This is a genomic window from Anaerosinus sp. (assembly GCF_965318445.1).
The window spans coordinates 20,154-42,545 of record NZ_CBDNNH010000018.1 but is presented as its reverse complement, the minus strand read 5'-3'; the positions used below and the strand labels follow the sequence as shown (position 1 = coordinate 42,545).

The 22,392-nt window shown below is 36.3% G+C and carries 19 protein-coding genes; 16 read left to right on the top strand and 3 right to left on the bottom strand.

Annotated features, from left to right (window positions below; translation table 11 throughout):
* Positions 1-33 precede the first annotated feature (33 nt).
* On the top strand, positions 34-708 hold the full coding sequence (locus ACWZFG_RS08430) for a hypothetical protein (protein WP_177505703.1): 675 nt from the start codon (positions 34-36) through the stop codon (positions 706-708).
* A 182-nt stretch (positions 709-890) separates the two neighbouring features.
* Complete coding sequence (locus tag ACWZFG_RS08425; protein WP_418627037.1) at positions 891-1,472, top strand: lipid-binding SYLF domain-containing protein; 582 nt, start codon at positions 891-893, stop codon at positions 1,470-1,472.
* Positions 1,473-1,600: 128 nt separating this feature from the next.
* Here ACWZFG_RS08425 and ACWZFG_RS08420 read toward each other — a convergent pair whose 3' ends face one another.
* On the bottom strand, positions 1,601-2,548 hold the full coding sequence (locus ACWZFG_RS08420; protein WP_455577409.1) for a SufB/SufD family protein: 948 nt from the start codon (positions 2,546-2,548) through the stop codon (positions 1,601-1,603).
* The gene (locus ACWZFG_RS08415) at positions 2,518-3,240 is read right to left on the bottom strand and encodes an ABC transporter ATP-binding protein (RefSeq protein ID WP_177505704.1); all 723 of its coding nucleotides are present in this window, start codon (positions 3,238-3,240) and stop codon (positions 2,518-2,520) included. The genes ACWZFG_RS08420 and ACWZFG_RS08415 overlap by 31 nt, the downstream gene beginning before the upstream one ends.
* A gap of 392 nt (positions 3,241-3,632) precedes the next feature.
* Between ACWZFG_RS08415 and ACWZFG_RS08410 the strand changes: the two genes are divergently transcribed.
* From ACWZFG_RS08410 to ACWZFG_RS08380, 7 genes are all read left to right on the top strand, one after another.
* A complete protein-coding gene (locus ACWZFG_RS08410) occupies positions 3,633-4,115 on the top strand; it encodes a hypothetical protein (protein WP_418627036.1) in 483 nt (160 codons plus the stop codon).
* Positions 4,116-4,146: 31 nt separating this feature from the next.
* The gene (locus ACWZFG_RS08405; protein ID WP_455577408.1) at positions 4,147-5,445 is read left to right on the top strand and encodes an FAD-dependent oxidoreductase; all 1,299 of its coding nucleotides are present in this window, start codon (positions 4,147-4,149) and stop codon (positions 5,443-5,445) included.
* Between the two features lie 83 nt (positions 5,446-5,528).
* Positions 5,529-7,187: a hydroxylamine reductase gene (gene hcp, locus ACWZFG_RS08400; RefSeq protein ID WP_455577407.1), complete on the top strand. Its 1,659-nt coding sequence runs from the start codon at positions 5,529-5,531 to the stop codon at positions 7,185-7,187.
* 315 nt (positions 7,188-7,502) lie between these two features.
* A complete protein-coding gene (locus ACWZFG_RS08395; protein WP_177505707.1) occupies positions 7,503-7,889 on the top strand; it encodes a DUF1232 domain-containing protein in 387 nt (128 codons plus the stop codon).
* An 18-nt stretch (positions 7,890-7,907) separates the two neighbouring features.
* The gene (locus ACWZFG_RS08390; RefSeq protein WP_177505708.1) at positions 7,908-10,037 is read left to right on the top strand and encodes a DNA topoisomerase 3; all 2,130 of its coding nucleotides are present in this window, start codon (positions 7,908-7,910) and stop codon (positions 10,035-10,037) included.
* Positions 10,038-10,047: 10 nt separating this feature from the next.
* Positions 10,048-11,244 (top strand): DEAD/DEAH box helicase, encoded by a 1,197-nt coding sequence (locus ACWZFG_RS08385; protein ID WP_177505709.1) that lies wholly within the window; start codon positions 10,048-10,050, stop codon positions 11,242-11,244.
* A 57-nt stretch (positions 11,245-11,301) separates the two neighbouring features.
* Entirely contained in the window at positions 11,302-12,672 is a 1,371-nt protein-coding gene (locus tag ACWZFG_RS08380) for a hemolysin family protein (RefSeq protein WP_177505710.1), read from the top strand.
* Between the two features lie 178 nt (positions 12,673-12,850).
* On the opposite strand, the gene ACWZFG_RS08375 is transcribed toward ACWZFG_RS08380, so the two are convergent.
* A complete protein-coding gene (locus ACWZFG_RS08375; protein WP_147666602.1) occupies positions 12,851-13,060 on the bottom strand; it encodes a hypothetical protein in 210 nt (69 codons plus the stop codon).
* A 170-nt stretch (positions 13,061-13,230) separates the two neighbouring features.
* Here ACWZFG_RS08375 and ACWZFG_RS08370 point away from each other — a divergent pair, with 170 nt between their 5' ends.
* The 7 genes from ACWZFG_RS08370 to nrfD (ACWZFG_RS08340) all read left to right on the top strand — a co-directional run bounded on the left by ACWZFG_RS08370 (position 13,231) and on the right by nrfD (ACWZFG_RS08340) (position 22,339).
* Positions 13,231-14,763: a [FeFe] hydrogenase, group A gene (locus ACWZFG_RS08370; protein WP_177505711.1), complete on the top strand. Its 1,533-nt coding sequence runs from the start codon at positions 13,231-13,233 to the stop codon at positions 14,761-14,763.
* Positions 14,764-14,828: 65 nt separating this feature from the next.
* Complete coding sequence (locus ACWZFG_RS08365; protein WP_177505712.1) at positions 14,829-15,620, top strand: 4Fe-4S dicluster domain-containing protein; 792 nt, start codon at positions 14,829-14,831, stop codon at positions 15,618-15,620.
* Positions 15,613-16,806: an NrfD/PsrC family molybdoenzyme membrane anchor subunit gene (gene nrfD / locus ACWZFG_RS08360; RefSeq protein ID WP_418627031.1), complete on the top strand. Its 1,194-nt coding sequence runs from the start codon at positions 15,613-15,615 to the stop codon at positions 16,804-16,806. Before ACWZFG_RS08365 ends, nrfD (ACWZFG_RS08360) begins: the two co-directional genes overlap by 8 nt.
* A 349-nt stretch (positions 16,807-17,155) precedes the next feature.
* Positions 17,156-18,373 carry an NrfD/PsrC family molybdoenzyme membrane anchor subunit gene (gene nrfD, locus ACWZFG_RS08355; protein ID WP_418627030.1) on the top strand — a complete coding sequence of 406 codons (1,218 nt, stop codon included), beginning with the start codon at positions 17,156-17,158 and terminating at the stop codon, positions 18,371-18,373.
* Between the two features lie 362 nt (positions 18,374-18,735).
* Entirely contained in the window at positions 18,736-20,259 is a 1,524-nt protein-coding gene (locus ACWZFG_RS08350) for a [FeFe] hydrogenase, group A (RefSeq protein WP_418627029.1), read from the top strand.
* Positions 20,260-20,278: 19 nt separating this feature from the next.
* The gene (locus tag ACWZFG_RS08345) at positions 20,279-21,073 is read left to right on the top strand and encodes a 4Fe-4S dicluster domain-containing protein (protein WP_177505715.1); all 795 of its coding nucleotides are present in this window, start codon (positions 20,279-20,281) and stop codon (positions 21,071-21,073) included.
* Positions 21,074-21,085: 12 nt separating this feature from the next.
* Entirely contained in the window at positions 21,086-22,339 is a 1,254-nt protein-coding gene (nrfD, locus tag ACWZFG_RS08340) for an NrfD/PsrC family molybdoenzyme membrane anchor subunit (protein ID WP_455577406.1), read from the top strand.
* Positions 22,340-22,392 lie beyond the last annotated feature (53 nt).

The window sequence follows — 22,392 nt, the reverse complement described above, 5'->3', positions numbered from 1 at the left end:
TAAGAAAAATAAGTTTTATAAGGGGAATAAATAATGAAGATTTACGAAGATATTATAAATAAAGCGAGTAAAAAAAATAAAAGTAAAAAGACTTTTAATGTGATTAGTACAGTACAAGAGTTTTGGCAGAGCTTACAAGAAAGTTTTGCGAATGCTAAAATCATTGAAGCGACCGAAATGATGTCGTGCTTTACGAAAACAGACAATTTTCATTGTAATTATCAAAGAAATTTATCATATGAGAATCTTATGCCGCTCAGCCATGATATGTGGGTTGAATTTAGTGATGAGGAATCTGGGACTAATCTAGGTGTTTTACTCACCTATCATGAAATAGAAGAAGATGACAGCTTGTTTAGAGATGCTATGGAATATGGTATTCAGAGTCCATTTAAGTGGTGTTGCAAAAGTTATAGCTTTATTAAGCAGCCACTTAGTAAAACCGTTCCGCTCAACTGGTCTTTAATGGAATATATTAGAGAAGACGGTTCATCAGCAGGGAGTTTGTTAAAGCCAATTCAACTCCCAGATAGCGTTGTAAAAAACGTAGAGATAGAAATGGAGAATATGCAGCTATTAAATCATGGAATTGCATCGCTAATTAGTGATTTGGCATTATATTTAGTAGAGTCAGTACATCAGGAGAAAGCAATATTAAAAGAACATAAAGAAGAAAAAAATGATTACTATATCGCTTTACCTGTATAATTAGCATAAACATCAAAACGCCTCTTTTTCATAGCATATGCCATGAAAAAGAGGCGTTTTCTTATAAAGATAGTTAAGCCGTCGGATAAAAGGAAGGGTAAATAGACAAAAATTTACTGCTAGGCAACTTTATTTTTGTGTGCTATAGTTAATTTAGTACAAGATATAGAGGAGGGATAGTATTGGCTCAATCTAAATTTTTGCGGCTCGTTTGTATGCTGGTGCTTTGCGCTTTTGTTACGTCAATTTCAGTTGTGCAGGCTGCCAGTGTAGAAGATAAACGGCAAAAAGTTCGTAATATGTCTGATGCAACTTTAGAAAAGCTTTATGAAGTTCACCCAAGTGCAAGGAGAGCTATTCAAAATGCAGCGGGCTATGCTGTATTTAAAAATACAGGGGTAAAGATTTTTGTCTTAGGTAGTGGAATGGGAAAAGGTATTGCAGTGAATCAAGTTACCGGTGAAGAAACCTTTATGAAAATGGCGGAAGCACAGGTTGGACTTGGTTTAGGGGTAAAAGAATTTAATGTAATTTTTGTTTTTGCAACAGAGGACGCACTAAACAAATTTATCAATACAGGCTGGGAGTTTGGCGGACAGGCAACTGCTGCGATAACAGATGGTGTTTCTGGTGACTCTATGCAAGGCGCTGTTACTGTATCTAGGGATACTTGGATGTATCAAATGACGGAAAAAGGATTGGCGCTTGAATTAACAGGTAAAGGAACTCGCTATTATAAAGATAGTGAGTTAAACAAAAAGTAAAAATAAAAATGCTGCCGGATTAGTGATTTTCACTCACGGCAGCATTTCTGCTTTTACGGACTTCATTTATCCGATGATTTCTAAGATTCAGATGGAGTTAAAACTCCATCTGAATTTTAAAAATCTGTTTATTTTAAGAATCCTTCGATGATTTTGGCTTCGCCTTCAGCCTCTGAGAGTCCCAATGTCATCAATTTTGTTAATTGTTCACCAGCGATTTTACCAATCGCTGCTTCATGAATTAAAGCTGCATCTACATGATTGGCTGTAAGTTCTGGAATCGCACTTACTACACCATTGTCCATAATAATTGCATCACATTCCGTATGCCCGCTGCAGTCAGCATTTCCATTAATTGTCGAACGAAAGATTTGTTTTGAAGAATCTCTGGCAACGGAACGGGAAATTACATCTGCACCAGACTTATTGCCGTTTAAATCCACTTTAAAAATTGTTTCTGCAGTTTGGTTACCGTGGGTCATGATTTTTTCGCGAATAATAAGCTTGGCATTTGCAGCTAATGTTCCTTCGGTGACTCTTTTACTAGAATCAACGCCTTTGATTTGTAGGGTATCCATTTCCATATAACTATTTTCTCCTAACTCCATATAGGTTTCAGGATTAATTATCCGTTCACCCGTACCTTCGCCAGTGCCAATATGTTTTTCTAAATAAAGTACTCGGGAATTTTTTCTCAGAAAGAAACGATGGATGCCGTTATGTTGTGAATTACCGGTACCATCCGTATGAACGCCGCAACCTGCAACAATGGTTATATCAGCATCTTCGCCAATATAAAAGTCGTTATAGACGAGGTCGTCAACATCGCTTTCAGTAACGATCGCCGGAATGTAAACGGTTTCGTATTTTGTACCAGGCTTAACGATAATATCAATACCAGGTTTGTCTGTTTTTGAAACGATATTAATTTTTTCTGTACAGTTTCGAGAAGCACAATGCCCGTTTTCACGGATATTATAAGCACCCTTAGGTAGACCGTCTAGTTCAGAAACTGTTCTAAGCAGTTCTTTTGTCACGTCATTCATTATTGGATACCTCCTGTACAAAACGAACATTTATCTTCGCTCGTAAATAGTTTTGGTAGAACATCCTCTTTTTTACCTTGCATATTGATTTGTCCGTCTGCTAAAACAATAATTTCATCGGCAATTTCAAAAATGCGTTCCTGATGGGAAATAATGATGATAGAACCATCATTCTCCTGACGCATTTTTTCAAATACACCGGTTAAATTGTTAAAACTCCAAATATCAATGCCTGCTTCCGGTTCGTCGAAAATTGAAAGCTGCGTTTTTCTTGCAATTGCAGTTGCAATTTCAATACGCTTGATTTCACCACCGGATAAACTTGCATTGATTTCACGATCAATATAATTTTTTGCACAGAGACCTACGTCGTAAAGGTATGCGCATAATTTTTTTTCGTCCATATTAGTATCGCCGGCTGCAATACTAATTAAATCGCGAACAGTAATGCCTTTAAAGCGAACTGGCTGTTGAAATGCAAAAGTAACACCGAGCTTTGCTCTTTCCGTAATATTAAGATTAGTTATATCTTTTCCGTTAAAAAAGATTTTGCCGGAAGAAGGTTTGATAATTCCTGCAACAAGTTTTGCCAAAGTGGACTTTCCGCCGCCGTTTGGACCGGTAATTACAACAAATTTACCTGCTTCAATTTTTAAACTGAGATTTTTTAAAATCTCTTTGCCATCTTCGACTTTAACGGTAATTTCTTTCAATTCTAACATAAATACACCCCAAATTTGTATTTTATTCCTTAAAATATCTAGTATTCTTAAAGTATACCATCAAAAGAAAATCTCGTAAAATACTCCAATGGATTTTTTATTTAATAGTAATTGTAATGGTTTTGCTGTTGTCTTTTATGATTGGGCGATGTCGTTTTTAAAGTCATAAAATCTAGATAAAAAGATTATTAGTATGGTAGGAAAAAAGCTTGCGCTGCATAATGTCAGTACAAGCTTTTTAATTTTTACATAAATAATATAAAAATTTGAAATAGTATAAAATAAATTGCTGGATATATGGGGGGTTTATAATAAAAAAGAGAGATGTAAATACAATTTGTTTTCTGCTTATACAAATTATAATAATGATAATACTCATCTATAGAGGGCGAATGGATTTCTCATGGAGTGTTATGATTACGACGAGCAGCTGGATTTTATATTCTTTTCTTGAAACTAGATATCAGATTCAAATGAGCAGGTATATTCGATTATTGATGATGCTCACCCTTTTTTGTGATGCTTTTTTTGGCTATATTTTAAATCTTTATGAACAATCTTTTCTGTTTGATAAAATACTGCATATGTTTGGCACGTATTCATTTTCATTATTCGCCTATGCTTTAGTGATGCAATTGCAAAAAAATCATCCTGTGAATAGGTCAGTTAAATTTATATTGGCGATGTGTATTGGGATAACCCTGGGTACAATGTATGAAATTTCAGAATTCATTGGTGATAATATATCTCATCCGAATCCTCCTAATCAACCTAGTTTATTAGATACAGATGTCGATTTAATTGGAGATTTAATTGGCGCGGTTATTGCTGGAATTCATGTTTCTATTAAAAATCTTGTTGGTGAAAAATTTTGAATAAGTAATGAAATTGGGAGTTGAAAATAACATGCAATCGATTTGGACAGAAAGTAGTCAAAGGTTAAACTTTAAAAGTCTAAAAGGCGATGTGAAAACTGATGTTTTAATTATTGGCGGAGGAATGGCGGGCATATTAATTGCTTACTTTCTTGAGCAAGCTGGTGTTGATTATATGCTTGTCGAGGGGAAAACGATAGGGGATGGAATTACAAAAAAGACAACAGCAAAAATCACATCACAACACGGTTTGATTTATGATAAATTAATCCATGATAATGGAGTCGAGAAAGCAAAACAATATCTTGATGCTAATCAATTAGCATTAAAAAGATATAAAGAAATTTGTGAAAATATCGATTGTGATTTTGAAGAAAAAAGTGCATATACGTATTCATTAAGTGATCGTATAAAAATTGAACGAGAGATAAAGGCTGTTTATCGACTTGGACTGGTGGCGGAATTTATCGAAGACCTTCCACTACCCTTTAAAACATGTGGTGCAATTGAATTTAAGAATCAAGCGCAATTTCATCCTTTAAAATTTATAAATGCTATAGCAAAAAATTTAAATATTTATGAAAATACGTTTATAAAGGAACTTGGCGAAAACGCTGTTATTACAAATGCGGGGAAAATAATTCCGCAAAAAATAATCGTTGCAACACACTTCCCTGTGATCAATAAACACGGGATGTTCTTTTTAAAGATGTATCAGCATCGTTCCTATGTCATTGCCTTAGAAAATGCGCAAAATGTTCATGGAATGTACGTGGATGAAGCGCAAAAAGGAATGTCATTTCGTAATTACAAAAATTTATTGTTCATTGGAGGCGGAGATCACCGAACGGGCGAAGAAGGCGGGAACTGGAAAGAGATTCGAGGTTTTGCTAAAAAATATTACCCTAATGCGATAGAAAGGTATGCATGGGCAACACAAGATTGTATAACGCTGGATGGAATCCCCTATATTGGTCAGTATGCAACAAATACGCCTAATTTATATGTTGCTACAGGCTTTAATAAATGGGGCATGACTTCTTCGATGATATCAGCAATCCTTTTATCTGATATGATCATCGGAAGGGATAACCCCTTTGAAAAATTATTTTCCCCAAATAGAAGTATGTTAAAATCACAACTGCTACTTAATGGGGTAGCAGCTGTAGCTAATCTCCTAAAACCAAAAACAAAGCGGTGTCCTCACCTTGGCTGTGCACTGACCTGGAATGAAGTTGAACAAACCTGGGATTGTCCATGTCATGGTTCTAGATTTGAGAAAAATGGAGATTTGATAGACAATCCTGCAACAGGGTCATTAAAAAAATAATTATCCTTTCATTTTTTCGTATAAAAACATTTGATTTGATAAGACTAATCGTTGATTTTTAACTATTAGGAGGGAAGCTTCGCATGAGTTATGATATGTTTTGTTACCAGTGTGAACAGACTGCTGGCGGAAAAGGTTGTACAAAAATTGGTGTGTGCGGGAAAACGCCAGAAATCGCAGGACTACAGGATTTACTTATTTATCAGTTAAAAGGCATTAGTTTTTATGTGAAAAAGCTAATCGAAAGGGGAGAAAAGATTGACAAAGCTATTGTTAGCTTTGTGGAAAATTCTTTATTTACCACTTTGACCAATGTAAATTTTGATGCTGATGTGCATGTTCATCTGCTTAAACATTCGCAAGAAATTAAGGAAAAAGTACGAAATATGGTGGGAAGCTGCACTGATATCCCTCAAGCGGCCAGTTATAATCTAAGTGATACAAAAGAAGATATGTTAAAGGATGCTAAACAGGCGGGGATAATGTTTGATCAAGGGTTAGATCCCGATATACGGTCGTTGAGGCAGACGATTCTTTATGGATTAAAGGGTATTAGTGCATATGGGCATCAGGCGCGGGAGTTAGGGTATTATAGTGATCAAATAGATGAATTTTATTTTCGAGGATTAGAAGCTACGACGAATGACAAATTAACAGTTCAAGATTTAATCACGATGACAATGCGCACTGGAGAAATGAGTGTTGCTGTGATACAGAAATTAGACGAAGCAAATACGACGACATATAAAAATCCTGTACCGCAAAAAGTAAATGTAAATGTAAAAAAAGGACCGTTTATTATTGTTTCAGGTCATGATTTAAAAGACTTGGAAATGATTTTGGAACAAACTGAAGGGAAAGAAATTAATATCTATACACATGGGGAAATGTTGCCGTGTCATGGGTATCCAGAGTTAAAAAAGTACAAGCATCTGGTTGGAAATTTTGGCGGTGCATGGCAAGATCAGCAAAAGGAGTTTGATAGTATTCCTGGATGTATCGTCATGACGACCAACTGTTTAATGAAACCTAGAGAATCATACAAAGATCGTATATTTAGCACTAATGTGGTAGGTTGGGATGGCGTAAAATATATCAAGAAAAATATTGATGGTAAAAAAGATTTTAGTGAGGTTATAAATAAAGCACTAGAACTTGGTGGTTTTGCTGAAGATCAAACACCAAAAGAAATTTTAGTGGGGTTTGGCCATCATGCGACGTTAAGTTACGCGGGGAAAATTGTTGATGCTGTAAAAAGTGGAAAAATAAGACATTTCTTTCTTATTGGGGGCTGCGATGGGGCAAGACCTGGGAGAAATTATTATACAGAGTTTGCAAAAAGAGTTCCTAAAGATTGCGTAATTCTCACTTTGGCCTGTGGTAAATATCGCTTTAATAAACTAGATTTTGGTGAGCTGGATGGACTGCCTAGGTTATTAGATATTGGACAATGTAATGACGCCTATTCGGCAGTTAAAATCGCTTTAGCACTTGCAGATGCGTTTGATACGGATATAAACAGCTTACCACTATCGATTATTCTTTCCTGGTATGAGCAAAAAGCCGTTGCAGATTTATTAGCTTTATTATCATTAAATGTTAAGGGGATATATCTTGGTCCTATTTTGCCTGCATTTTTAAGTCCTACTGTCCTTCAATATCTAGTAGATAATTTTTGCTTAACTCCGATAAGTACACCGGAAAAAGATTTAGAGTCTTGCTTAGAACAAGATGTAAAGTAAGTGTGTCAATTCTAAAGATGCAAGTGAAATCTTAGTAACTATAGATTTATAAAAATTTATAGTAAGAAAAGAATATCATATGAGGTTGATTAAATTATAGGGCTTGCAATAAAGAATTTTTAATGCAAGTCTTAATTTTTTTATTGTTAATGTCATTCAGATGCTACCATATCAAAATAAACGTCATAAATTTCTCGTAAAAATAGGAAATAATAAAATATATTGTTTATTAATGCACTAAAAAGAGAAATAATATGATATTATTATTACTACTAAAATATAATGTCGATAGTATACTTTAGGTAGGTGGATTTAATGGTTAAGAATGGAATTTGGGTTAAGATTGTCCAGATTTTTGATTTTTTGCGTAAGTATATGTTGATTTTATTTTTTGCCTGGCGTCATCCACAAACACCAAAGCAAATAAAAACTATATTGTTTATTTTGGCGGGCTACTTGATTAGTCCGATAGATATTATTCCTGATTATATTCCGTTTGTAGGCTTGATTGATGATATGGCAATTATTCCTGCGGCGATGATGCTGGTGTCAAATTTTTTGCCAGCGTCGGTTATGGCGGATTGCCAGCGTGACTGCGCTAGATGGCAGCGTAGATTTCCTTATATTCTATGGGGAGTTGCACTACTTTCAATTCTATGGATTGGGGCTTTAATTTACGGATTATATCATTTATTTACTTAAAATTTTGGGGTGTCTGATTTGAGATTATATATTGCCGAAAAACCGAGCATGGGGGCTGAAATAGCAAAATGTTTGACTGGTCCAGTGATTCGGAAAGATGGCTATTTGGAAACAAAGGATGGAATTGTAACCTGGGGGTTCGGGCATATTTTAAGGCAGGCTGAGCCAGAGGAATATGATGAAAAATATAAACGATGGCGAATGGAAGATTTGCCGATTATTCCAGAAAAGTGGAGGCTTCTTGTTTCAGAGTCATGTGTAAAACAATTTGAGATAGTTAAGGGATTAATTGCGAGAGCTGATGAAATTGTTCATGCAGGTGACCCTGATAGAGAAGGACAACTACTCATTGATGAAGTACTTGATTATGTAGAAAACACAAAGCCTGTGATGCGTATTTTACTTAATGCACTTGATGAAAAGAGCATAAAAAAGGCAATTCATAGTTTGCGGGAGAATAGTGAGTTTTTAAATTTAAAACAATCGGCGTTGGCTAGAGCGAGAGCAGATTGGCTCATTGGCATGAATCTGTCCCGGGCCTATACTTTAGCGGCACAACGTGCGGGACACAGAATTGTATTGCCGATTGGCAGGGTAAAAACACCTACATTGGCATTGGTAGTAAGGCGTGAACGTGAATTGGAAAACTTTGTTCCGGTAGACTATTTCGTAATTAAAGCAAAGTTTGCTCATGAAAATGGCGAGTTTATGACGAACTGGAAAGCAATGGATGAGCAAATTGGGCTTGATAGTGAGGGCCATTTAATTGATGAAGTAACGGCAAAAGCACTGGTTGATAAATTTCAGCGGGCAAACAATGAACCAGGTGTTGTTACTTTATATGAAACGACTGAAAAAAAGGAATCACAAAGACTGCCGTTTTCATTGTCAGCATTACAGGTCTTAGCGGGAAAAAGATTTGGCTTTGAGCCACAGCTTGTTTTGGATACGGCGCAAAAGTTGTATGAGAAAAAGCTTACGACCTATCCGCGTTCTGATTGTGACTATTTACCGGAAAACCAATTTGAAGATGCAAAAGTGATTTTATCAAATTTGGCGAATTTAGATCAAAATCAAATATCTTCTTGGGCGAATAAAGCAGATGCCGGGATAAAAAGCCGTGCCTGGAATGATAAGAAAATTTCTGCCCATCACGCGATTATTCCAACGCAAGAGAGGTGCAATTTTAGCACGCTCACGGAAGCAGAACAAAAATTATATGGACTTATTGCACAAGCTTATATCGCACAATTTTATCCACAGCATGTGTATTTGCAGACAAAAGTGGAAGTACATTATCTTAAAGAACGATTTACCGCGAGTGGTAAAGTCATTAAAGTATTAGGCTGGAAAGAACTTTATGGTGCAGCAGATACGGAGGAAAAGAAAGAGGACGAGGATGCATTATTGCCGGAAATGAAGAAAAAGGATGAAGTCTTCTGTAAAGAAGCGTTCTTTGATAAAAAGGCGACGCGTCCGCCGGCAAGATTTACGGCAGCAACTTTGCTGGCAGGAATGAAAGAGATACATAAATATGTAAAGAATCCCGAAGCAAAAAAGAAACTAAAAGATGTATATGGAATTGGTACGGAGGCTACGCGGGCAACGATTATCAAGGAATTGATTTCACGAGGTTTCTTGCAAAATGAGGGAAAAAAGAAGACCTTAATCCCAACTAAGGCGGCGTATTTATTGGTAGATGCTTTACCGGATGAAATGACTTATCCAGACTCTACAGCTGTTTGGGAAGATCATTTGCATCGTATGGCGGCGGGAGATACTGAGTTAAAGCTTTTTCTTGCTGAGCAGGAGTCTTTTACAAAAGCACTATGTGAAAAGGCAAAGCAAATGGTAATGCCGATTCATGAGGGGCAAAAGAAATGCCCGCGCTGTAAACAAGGAGTATTGCAGCTTCGAAACGGGAAAAATGGTGCGTTTTGGGGGTGTAGCAACTATCCATCATGTCGGGCAACTTATGAAGACGATCATGGGAGTATAAAAAAACCGGATCATCTTTGTCCACGGTGTAAACAAGGGGATTTACGGCTTCGGAATGGGAAAAATGGTGCGTTTTGGGGTTGTAGTAATTATCCGTCATGTCGGGCAACCTATAATGATGATAAAGGAAAACCGGATTTTAATAGATGAGGAGAAAAAGATGAAGGAAAATTTTTTAAAGTTTGGACTGGATGAACAACTTGCATTGGGTCTTGAAAAAATGGGATTTGAAGCGTTTACGCAAATTCAAGCGGAGGTATTGCCTGTTGCTTTAACTAGGAAAAACATTATTGGTAAATCTGCTACTGGAACAGGAAAGACTTTGGCATACTTATTGCCGATTGTACAAAAAATTGAAATGGAAAATCGCGCTTTACAAGCGGTTGTATTGGCGCCTACTTATGAATTGGCTATGCAAATTTATCGCCAATTAGAATTGCTCATGCAAAAAGCAGAGAAGAAAATTACAATAGCATCTTTGATTGGTGGTGCGAATATTTCTCGCCAAATTGATAAACTTAAAAATAAACCGCAGATTGTCGTTGGGTCAGTTGGCAGGATTCTTGAATTACAGAAAAAAGGCAAATTACAGTTCAAAAATGTAAAAATGGTTGTCCTGGATGAAGCAGATCGCATGGTGGATGATCAAAATTTTGCTATGGTTCGTCAATTTGTAAAACAAGTTCCAGCTGATGTGCAATATATGTTATTTTCGGCGACGATTTCAAGAAAAACCTTTAGTAAAGCAGATGAATTTGCTAAAGAGCCAGTAGAGATTTTATTAAAGGATGAAACTACGCTTAGTGAAAATATCCTGCATAGCTATTTTCTTGCGGATTTTCGTGATAAAATAGATGTGTTACGAAAAATTACTCGTGGGTTAGAAATAAAACGAGGTTTAGTTTTTGTCAATAAAACGCATGATATAAAAATAGTAACAGAAAAACTTCTTTATCATGGATTAAAGGTTGGTAGCTTAGCAGGCGATGCAAATAAAATAGAACGTAAAAAAGCGATTGATGATTTTACCAAGGGGAAAGTAACATTAATGATTGCATCGGATGTCGCAGCACGTGGGCTGGATATCCCTGATATTGATTTTGTCATTCATCATGATGTTGGTGATAATGAAAGCGTTTATACTCATCGTGCCGGACGTACGGGTAGAGCTGGCAAGAAGGGGCAAAGTATTTCGCTTGTGGCGCCAAAAGAAATAAAAAAGATTTCTGATTTTGCAGAGCGCTTACAGATTGAAATAAAACCAAAACAATTGTTACAAGGGAAAATCGTAGATTTTAGACGAAGGCCAACCAATCGAAATCATGTGAAAAAAGAAAATAGAAATAATAAAGAATAGAAGATTTTTAGGAGGTGAACCCTATTGCTCATGTGATGATGAGTAGATAGGAAATTTTTGGATTATACGTCCGCAATACTTAATTTACTTTTAGTTGCTTTTTTAGTTGCACTTAACGGCTTTTTTGTCGCTGCGGAATTTGCCATTGTTAAAGTTCGTTCGTCAAGAATTGATACGTTAGTACATGATGGGAATACAAGAGCAAAATATGCAAAAAATTTAGTAGAGCACTTAGATGCGTATTTATCGGTTACGCAATTGGGAATTACTTTAGCGTCCCTTGGTTTAGGCTGGATTGGGGAGCCAGCGGTAGCTAGGCTTATTGATCCAATTACCAATAGTTTAGGTCTTTCACCTGAACTTAGTCATACGGTATCCTTTGCAGTTGCATTTTCTTTTATTACTGCGCTTCATATTGTCTTAGGCGAGTTAGCTCCTAAATCATTGGCAATTCAGAAGGCTGAAGGTGTAGTTTTATGGGTAGCTATTCCGATGATTATGTTTTATAAATTGATGTATCCTGCTGTGTGGTTTTTAAATCACGTTGCGAATTGGATTTTAAGATTAGTCGGTATTCAGGTTTCTAATGAGGGGGAAGCTGCACATACAGAAGAAGAGATTCGGATTTTGATGGAGGAAAGTCATAAGCAGGGCTATATCGATCAGACGGAGTTAACGTTTGTTGATAATATTTTCGATTTTGCCGAGCGCAATGTTAGAGAAGTGATGATTCCTCGTACGGATATGATTTGTATGTATGCCGAGGACCCTTTTGAAGAAAATATGAAAATTGCGCTGGAAGAGCATTTAACAAGATATCCGGTTTGTGATCCTGACAAAGATAATATTATTGGCTTTTTGCATATAAAAGATTTGCTTAGAGCGCTATCAACGGGCGAAAAGGATATGGATATTCGGAGTTTGACACGAAAAGTTACTGCTGTTCCGGAATCTATGCCACTTAGTAATTTGCTAAAATTGCTCCAAAAACATCGGGCACAGATTGCGATTGTCGTCGATGAATATGGTGGCACAGCTGGCATGGTAACAGTTGAAGATATATTAGAAGAAATCGTCGGAGAAATTCAAGATGAATTTGATGAAGAGCGACCATTTATCGAGCAGCGTGATGATAATACGTATTCAGTAGATGCAAGATTATTGTTAGAAGAAATTAATGATGAATTAGAAATAAATTTAGATTCAGAAAGCTTCGATACGATTGGTGGATGGTTATATTCAAGAATTGAAATGCCTCCAGTAATTGATGATAAAATCATTTACGAGGGCGATGAGTTTATTGTTGAGGAAGTAGACAATGTTCGCATAACGAGAATTTTGATTAAAGTCAATCATCCGCTTACCAAGAATTTCGAAGAAGAAGCGGACTTTGCAGATCGCAAAGAAGATAATTCTAAGAATGAGTAACCTTAAAAATAAAAGGGCATAATCAACTAATATTCAAAGTTGATTATGCCCTTTTTCTGTAGATTTTTTGAGCGTTTTTCTATGGATTTCCTCTTTGCTTATGTACTAAGATAAGTTTTTCACATAGGGGTTTATCTATAGACAAACAGAATTATGGTATGATAAAATTGATTTATCATTATAGTGAAGTTTTAGTATTGTTTTTTAAATGTATTTGTAGTTCAGCGAGAAAATCTAACTCATTTGTTTTTTGTGTTAGATCTTTTTGAGTAAAGATATTCTTGCTGATTAAAAGTTCGATTAGACTAGCTAAAATAAGTGAATTCTTATATTCCGTTTCTTTCAAATCGGCAATTTGACCGACTAAGTTAATATCATTTAATTTCATATATAACCTCCATGCGAGATAAAATGTGGCTGGTTGAGATAATTATTCCCTTTAATAGAACGAATAATACAATTATTTTGAAAATTTGTAGAGATTTTCTATTGGTTAGTTTTAGGGATAATTGCCGAAACGGTGTGTATTTTATCTAGAATGGAGGATTTTCTTTTATCATGGGTAGCAATAGACTTTCAAGACGTAATTTTTTAAAGTTGGTTGGAGGAGCGGGATTATTTGGCACAGGGATATTAGCTGCTGGGTGTAGCGGTAAAACAGCTGGTGGTAAAGGCTGGATTCCATCTCAGTATGAAGGAACAGGAAATTGGCAAGCTCAGGTAAAAGGGCGCATTGCCATTGCTTCAAGCAATGTATCTATTGAGCGAAATGATTCAAAATGCATACTTTGTGGACAATGTATCGAAGTTTGTAAAAAGGTAATGAGTGTTTATGGCAGTTATGAATTACCATTAAAAAAAGATATTCCTTGTGTGAATTGTGGACAATGCAGTTTATGGTGTCCAACTGGCGCAATTACTGAAAAAAATAATATTACAGATGTGGTAAAAGTATTAGAAGATCAGAATAAATATGTGATTGTCCAAACTGCACCAGCAACGAAAGTTGCTCTTGGTGAAGAATTTGGCATGGAGCCTGGCAGTATTGTTGAAGGAAAACAAGTTGCAGCTTTAAGAGCGCTTGGGTTTGATGCTGTGCTTGATACTTGTTTTTCGGCTGATTTGACAATTATGGAAGAAGCGGCAGAAGTGCTGTATCGTTTAAAAAATGTTCAGAATACTCTGCCACAGTTTACATCCTGCTGTCCTGGGTGGGTGAAATTCTGTGAGTATTACTATCCTGATTTACTAGAGCATATGTCAAGCTGCAAATCGCCACAACAAATGCTTGGTGCTGTGGCAAAGACCTATTATGCAACTAAAATGGGAATTAATCCAGCAAATATTGTTTCTGTAGCAATTATGCCGTGTACAGCGAAAAAGGCTGAAGCAAAACGCTCAGAAATGAATGCGAGTGGTAAAGAGATTGGCAATGAGCATATGATGGATGTTGATCTCGTATTGACGACTCGTGAATTGGCAAGATTGATAAAATTGAAGCAAATTGATATGACAAATTTAGATAATCAGGAATATGATTCTATTCTTGGCGAGAGTACTGGAGCAGGTAAAATTTTTGGCGTAACTGGCGGTGTAACTGAAGCGGCGGTAAGAACACTTTATTACTATGCAACGAAGAAAACCCCACCGGCATCATTACTAAATTGGCAGGAAGTTCGTGGGTTAAAAGGTGTAAAAGAAGCTACAGTCGATGTACCGGGCTTTGGAACCGTAAAGGTTGCTGTTTGTCATGGATTAAAAAATGCACGTGTAATTTTAAAGCAGGTTAGAGAAAAGAAATCGCCTTGGCAATTTATCGAATTTATGGCTTGTCCTGGGGGTTGTATCGGCGGCGGCGGGCAGCCGAAAAGTGCAGTTCCACCAACGGATGATGTTCGAACTGCTAGAATTGCAAGCCTTTATAAAATGGATGCGCAGCAATCGAAGAAGCGATTGAGCTATCAAAATGATGAAATCAATACTTTATATAAAGAATTTTTTCAAGAACCGCTGAGTGAAAAAGCGGAGCATTTACTGCATACGCACTATCAGGACAAAAGTAATCTGTTTACAGCGAAAAAAGATCTGTAAAAATGTAGATTATCATCTAGAAATGATTTTGTTATCGGATGACTTTATTTTTAGGAGTGAGATGAATGGCACAGGATAAAGGCGTATTAGTAGATTTGACGAAATGCATTGGCTGTGGAAGTTGCACAGTTGCTTGCAAGCTTTGGAATAAACTTGATTTTAATGAAGAAAAACCAGCGCTTGGACATCAGGTAAAGTTAAACGATAAAAACTGGACGATTGTAAATAAAAAAGATGTCGTAACGAAAAATGGTGAGCCAGTTTGGCGGTTTATTAAGCAACAATGTATGCATTGTAGTGAGCCGGCTTGTGCATCTGCTTGTTTTTCAAAAGCACTGCAAAAGGATGAAAATGGGGCAGTTGTTTATTATCCTGATTTGTGTGTAGGGTGTCGTTATTGTATGATAGCCTGCCCATTTGATGTACCAAAATACGAATGGGAAAAACCGATGCCGCTCGTAACGAAATGCCAGATGTGTTCAACGCGTATTGCCAAGGGTGAATCACCAGCTTGCGTAGATGTATGTCCAACCTCGGTAATGAAATTTGGAAATCGTAATGATCTGCTTGCAGAAGCGGAACGAATTGTTCGTTCAGATAATAAATATGTAAGAAAGATATATGGTGCAACTGAAGTTGGCGGGACAAATTGGCTCTATATTTCCGATGTTGATTTTGCACAGCTTGGGTTTAAAATGAATTTAGAAACGACACCTCCTTCTGATTATACGAAAGGCTATTTGTCTAAAGTTCCATTTTTGGCAGTTGGCTGGGGTATGTTGTTAACGGCAATGGCAGTTTATACAAAACGCCGGAACAAATTAGAAAAGGAAAGAGATGCTAACGACCATGAGTAAACCAAACATTATAAAATTTCACGGACTCATTTTTACAATTACAGCTTTTAGAGCTTTATTGACAGCATTTGTTTTAATTGGTGCGGGGATTATTGTTACCAGACTTTTAACAGGATTCAGCATTGTTACTAATTTAAGTGATGCATGGCCATGGGGATTATGGATAGCCTTTGATGTATTTACTGGAGTTGCTTTAGCCGGTGGAGGTTATTCTACAGCTTTTTTAGCACACATTTTGCATTGTGAAAAGTATCAATCTGTAGCTAGATGTTCCTTATTGGTTTCCCTAGTAGGGTATATTTGGGTAATGACAGCTGAGATTTTAGATATTGGACAGTGGCTCAATTTTTGGCGTCCTTTTGTATCCTGGGGACATGATTCTGTACTATTTGAAATTTTTTGGTGTATTATGATTTATACGAGCATTCAAGTGTTAGAATTTGGTGAAATTTTCACGGAAAAATTCGGGAAATGTTTTCATCAATATTTTAAAAAAGCTTTACCGTTCTTATTAATTTTAGGGGTATTGTTTCCAACGTTTCATCAGGCTTCCTTGGGTGGGCTATTTTTATTAGCAAAATCAAGAATGTATGCTTTATGGTGGAGTGAATATTTACCCATTTTTTTCTTGATGTCATCCTTCTTTGTCGGACCGGCAACTGTATGTGTGGTAAACTGGCTGACACGTAAATTCTTCAAAAATGATGTTCCGGTAGAGGTCTTAACAAGCATAGCAAGGCTAGGCGGAAAAGTGATGCTTGCTTATTTAGGACTAAAAGTTTTTGATTTATTTATGCGTGGACAGCTTGGCTTAGTTTTTTATGGTAATCTAGAAAGTGATTTTTTCCTTACTGAAATGCTAGTCGGGCTTATTTTACCGATTATGATTGTGTTTAGTAAATATGGTGAAACGCGTAATGGTTTGATGCTTTATGGAGTATTGACATGTCTTGGTCTAGTGATCAACCGTATGAATACGGTATTTACTTCGATGTATGGACATTTACAGAGTGTTTATATTCCATCGATATGGGAGTTTGCTGTGACTTTGGCGATTGTATCCATGGCAACTTTAGTTTATTGTTTTCTTGTTGATAATTTCAATGTGCTCAATAGAAATAATAAATTGCAATCTGATACTGAGGCGGAAGAAAAAGTTCTTGAGGAGTCGCATGGCAATATATAAATGTTCTAATTTTCACTGGCGTCAAAGCAGCAGCATGAAGGCACGATAAGAACTAAGGGCTTTGTTTGCTATAAAGTAAACTTGGTTCAGATGGAGTTGTTACTCCATCTGAACCTTAGTGGTTTTTATCATGATAGCGAATAGTGGTTTTAGGAAGAGGAGAAAGACACTATTTGTTTGCTTAATGCATTAGCTGTATGAAAAGCAGAGAATTTTTCGCTTATAGTGTTACTTTGGGGGATTATATTTTGATGAAAATGTAGAAATAGCAGTCATATGATAATTAGTATTGTTGATGTATTACGATATGTATTTTTTGTTATTGCTTGCTATGGAAAGGATGCTATTTATGGAGAAGAAGTACAGACAGCTTGAGCTTTTAGGATGGACTTTTACAATTACCCCTATGCGTTTTTTTTTAACGGGATTAGCACTTATTTGTTTGGGGACAATCATAGTAAGACTTGTTACGGGATATCAGTATGTTACAAATTTGACTGATGAAACACCTTGGGGACTTTGGATTGCATTTGATGTCATGACAGGAGTTGCACTTGCCGGCGGTGGTTATTCTACAGCGTTATTAGTACATAGTTTTGATTACAAAAAATACAGAGTAGTTGCCAGAGGTGCTCTTTTAACATCTCTCTTTGGCTATATCTTAGTTATGGTTGGTTTATTTTTAGATATTGGACAATGGTATAATTTCTGGCGTCCATTCGTTTCATGGGGGTATAGCTCCGTTTTATTTGAAGTTTTCTGGTGTGTTTCTATTTATACAACGATACTTAGTTTAGAGTTTTGCGAAGTTTTAACAGAGCGTATTGCTAAGAGTTATCATTTGAAAGTATTAAAGATTTTACCGATTTTGATTATTATCGGGCTTATTTTCCCAATGATGCATCAATCCTCACTAGGTGGTTTGTTTTTGCTGTTTAAAGCGAAAATGTATCCACTTTGGTGGAGTGAGTTTTTACCGCTGTATTTCTTACTTTCATCCTTCTTCGTTGGCTCAGCAATGGTCTGTGTGGAAACTGATTTAGCGAGAAGAGGATATGCACATGAAGTTCCTCATAATGTGCTAAAACGTTTAACACGTGTTGGTGGAAGAGTTATGGTGGCATATCTTTTACTAAAACTTTATGATCTTACAGTTCAAAATCAATGGGGATTATTATTGGAAAACAGCTTGCAAAGTAATTTATATATTGTGGAAATGGTGTTTGGTATTATTATACCGATTTGTCTAATTTTTAGTTCAATTGTGAATACTAGACGTGGTCTGATGCTTTACTCATGGCTAACGGTTGGTGGAGTTGTCTTAAATCGGATGAATAACGTATTTACTTCAATGTATACTAACGGAAACTATTTCCCATCGGTTTGGGAGTTTATCGTGAGTATTGGCTTAATTTCTATAGGATGTTTAATCTACTGCTTTATTGTGGAAAACTTTAAAGTTATTGGCGATGAATATGCCGTACAAGTTCGTGTGCAAAATGCTAATAATAGTGGATTGCAAGTTTGGTCTTCTAGTGCTCAGCAAGTATTTGAGGATAAAAAATAGTTTTACAATGATGTAGTAAAAGTACAGAGGAATTTTTCCTCTGTACTTTTTTGTTTTCTAGAGTTATAATGTAAGCGATAGCGAAAGAAAAATTTTTTTCGGCTAATATATAAATTGTATTTATATATTAGCTAATAAAATATAATCAAATGAAATATAATTATAACTAGAGTTTATAAGAGAAAAGTTATGATGATTAATTTTTTTTAATAATTAAGATAAGTAAAAGTTATTTTAGTATTATTTGGTTATTAATAATATTAATGACACCATAACTATACGTAGTTACTATCAGTAATATACGAGGATGTTATGGTTTTTTATTTTAAGATATTTATCTTAAAGAAATGGAGGGGAATGAAATGAAAAATAAAATTTCGCGAAGAAATTTTTTAAAGTTGGTAAGCAGTACAGGTGTTTTAGGAACTAGTGTATTAGCAGCAGGATGTAGCGGCAAACCTTCTGGAGGTACTGGTTGGATGCCGAATCAATACGAAGGATCAAAAAACTATCCGATAAAAGTAAAAGGCAGAATTGCAATTGATAGCAAGAATCCATCAATTATGCGCGATGATGCGAAATGCATTTTATGCGGTCAATGTTTGGAAGTTTGCCAAAATGTAATGAGTGTATATGGAAGCTATGAACTACCGATAAAGGATGATACCCCTTGTGTGCATTGCGGACAATGTACTTTGTGGTGTCCAACGGGAGCAATCACGGAAAAATCAAACATTAACGAGGTAGTAAAAGCATTAAATGACCCGACTAAATTTGTCATCGTGCAAACCGCACCAGCAACACGGGTTGGATTAGGGGAGGAATTTGGACTTGAAGCGGGTACAATCGTTGAGGGAAAACAAGTAGCTGCACTAAAAAAGATAGGATTTGATGCGGTTGTTGACACAACGTATTCGGCAGATTTAACAATTATGGAAGAAGCATCGGAAGTTGTTCATCGAGTGCTGAAAGAACCGAATAAGCTGCCTCAATTTACTTCGTGTTGTCCGGGATGGGTAAAATTTTGTGAATACTTTGGATCCGATATTATGGAACATTTATCAAGCTGTAAATCACCACAACAAATGCTTGGTCCATTAACAAAAACTTATTATGCGAAGCATAAAAACATTCATCCGAAAGATATTGTTTCTGTTTCTATCATGCCTTGTACGGCAAAAAAATACGAATGTAATCGTCCCGAAATGAATGCAGCAGGAATAATGTTGGGGGATAAAAATATTCGTGATGTGGATTATGTCCTAACTACACGCGAATTAGCGAGATTGATAAAAATGAATAATATTGATCTAACTACACTCGAAGATACTGAATACGACTCAATTCTAGGAGAAGGTACAGGGGCAGGAAAAATTTTTGGTACTACAGGTGGAGTAATGGAAGCTGCAGTTCGTACTTTATATTGGTTGGTAACAAAGCAAGATCCGCCGGAAGTGTTATTAGATTGGCAGGCAGTTCGCGGATTAGCAGGGGTAAAAGAAGCCTCGGCAAATGTACCGGGTGTTGGTGAAGTAAAAGTTGCAGTATGCAGCGGTTTAAAAAATGCGCGTATTATTATGGAGAGAATTCGTAATCATACGGCACCTTGGCAATTTGTTGAATTTATGGCTTGCCCAGGCGGTTGTATTGCTGGTGGTGGACAGCCAAGAACTTCCCTGCCACCAAGTGATGAAGTAAGAACTTTAAGAATGCAAAATTTATATAAACTGGATAGTAAGAGAAGCATAAAGCGTTTAAGTCATAAAAATAAAGAAGTGCAAGATTTATATGATCAATTTTTAGAAAAACCACTGAGTGAAAAAGCTGAGCAATTATTGCATACGCATTATACGGATAGAAGTCATCAATTGACAATAAAAAAATAAGTGATGTGAGGTGAAAAAGATGTCTACGACGAAAGGGGTATTAGTAGATTTAACAAAATGTATTGGTTGTGGCAGCTGCACTGTAGCATGCAAATTGTGGAATGGAACTGATTTTAATAAAGAAAAACCGGCGACAAATGAGACTGGAAAAGAAGCGGTTTTAAATGATAAAAACTGGACGATTGTAACAAAACACGAAATAAAAGACAATCAGGGGAATCCTATATGGCGTTTTGTTAAACAACAATGTATGCACTGCCTTGAGCCAGCTTGTGCATCTGCTTGTTTTTCGAAAGCCTTGCAAAAGGATGAAAATGGTGCGGTGGTTTATTATCCGGATTTATGTGTCGGTTGTCGATATTGTATGGTAGCATGTCCTTTTGATGTTCCTAAATATGAATGGGAAAAAGCGCTGCCTTTTGTAACGAAGTGTCAAATGTGTTCGTCGAGGATTGCGCATGGAGAGGCGCCGGCTTGTGTTGGTGTTTGCCCAACGAATGTGATGACATTTGGTAATCGTGATGATTTATTAGAAGAAGCTGAGCGTAGAATTCATAGTGATGCAAAGTATATACAAAAAATTTATGGAGCGACTGAAGTTGGTGGGACAAACTGGCTGTATATTTCAGATGTTGACTTTGAAAAGCTTGGTTTTAAAACGCATTTAGAATCGATACCACCATCTACGTATACAGAGCGTTATTTATCAAAAGTACCGTTTTTAGCAGTTGGTTGGGGAGCTTTTTTGGCTGGTCTTGCTTACTATAGTAATAGAAGAAGTAAATTGGAAAAAGAAAAACAACAAGAAGAGTAGGAGGGGATAGATATGGGGCGCACATATAAACAACTAGATTTTTTAGGTTGGAAGTTTACAATTACGCCGATTCGATTTATATTAACTGGATTTGTAGCGATATGCGCGGCAATTATTGTAGTTCGTCTCTTAACAGGATTCGGTCTGGTAACAAACTTAAATGATCAATGGCCGTGGGGCTTATGGATTGCTTTTGATGATATGGTAGGGGTAGCACTTGCCGGTGGTGGATATGGTTCTGCGTTATTGGTTTATAGCTTTCGCTATCAAAAGTATGAAGAAGTTGCACGCGGTGCGTTGTTAACTTCTTTGTTTGGTTATATCTTAGTTATGGTTGGATTACTCCTTGATATTGGTCAATGGCATAACTTTTGGCGTCCAATGGTATCAATGGGATATACTTCAGTTTTATTTGCGGTATTAGTTTGTGTATCTATTTATATAACAGTAGCTGGATTACAATTCTTTTGTGAAATTGTTACAGAGAGAATTAGTGAAAGAGTAAATAAAATCGCCATGAAAATTGTTCCCTTTTTAATTTTCATTGGGCTAATTTTTCCGGTAATTCATCAAGCGACTTTGGGCGGATTATTTTTAATCATGAAATCAAAAATGGATCCGATTTGGTGGAGTGAATTGATGCCGCTTTACTTTTTACTTTCTTCATTTTTCGTTGGCTCAGCGATGTTATGCTTGGAAACAGAATTAGCAAGAAGAGCATATTCGCATACGATTCCAGTAGATGTGTTGAAAATGTTGTCTCGTGTAGGTGGCAGAGTTATGATTGCTTATGTACTGATTCGATTTGGTGATCTATACTGGAATGACAAAATTGCATTTTTATTTGATGGATCATTTTCTAGTAATATGTTTTGGTTAGAAATGGTGGCAGGAATATTTATTCCGATAGCAATCATTTTTAGTTCGCTGGCAAATCAACGGGCATGGTTAGTCATTTACGGGACTTTAACAGTAGGTGGCGTAATTTTAAATCGTATGAATTATACATTTACTTCTATGCTGAGTTATCATGGCACAGGATACTTCCCTTCGATATGGGAGATTTTAATTAGCATTGGGTTAGTAAGCCTAGGATGCTTAATTTATTGCTTTATTGTAGAAAATTTCAATATTCTTGGCGGAGCACATGCGATTCAAACTAAAATATTAAATTCGTTTGCCAATAGTGAAAATTCATGGGCAAAATGGATTGCTATGGGGAAACAGTATCAAGATGAAGTGCATGCACAAAGTAAAAAAATATAAAAAAATGATAGTTGGGCAAATCATTTCTCGCCTCAACTATCATTTTTTTATTT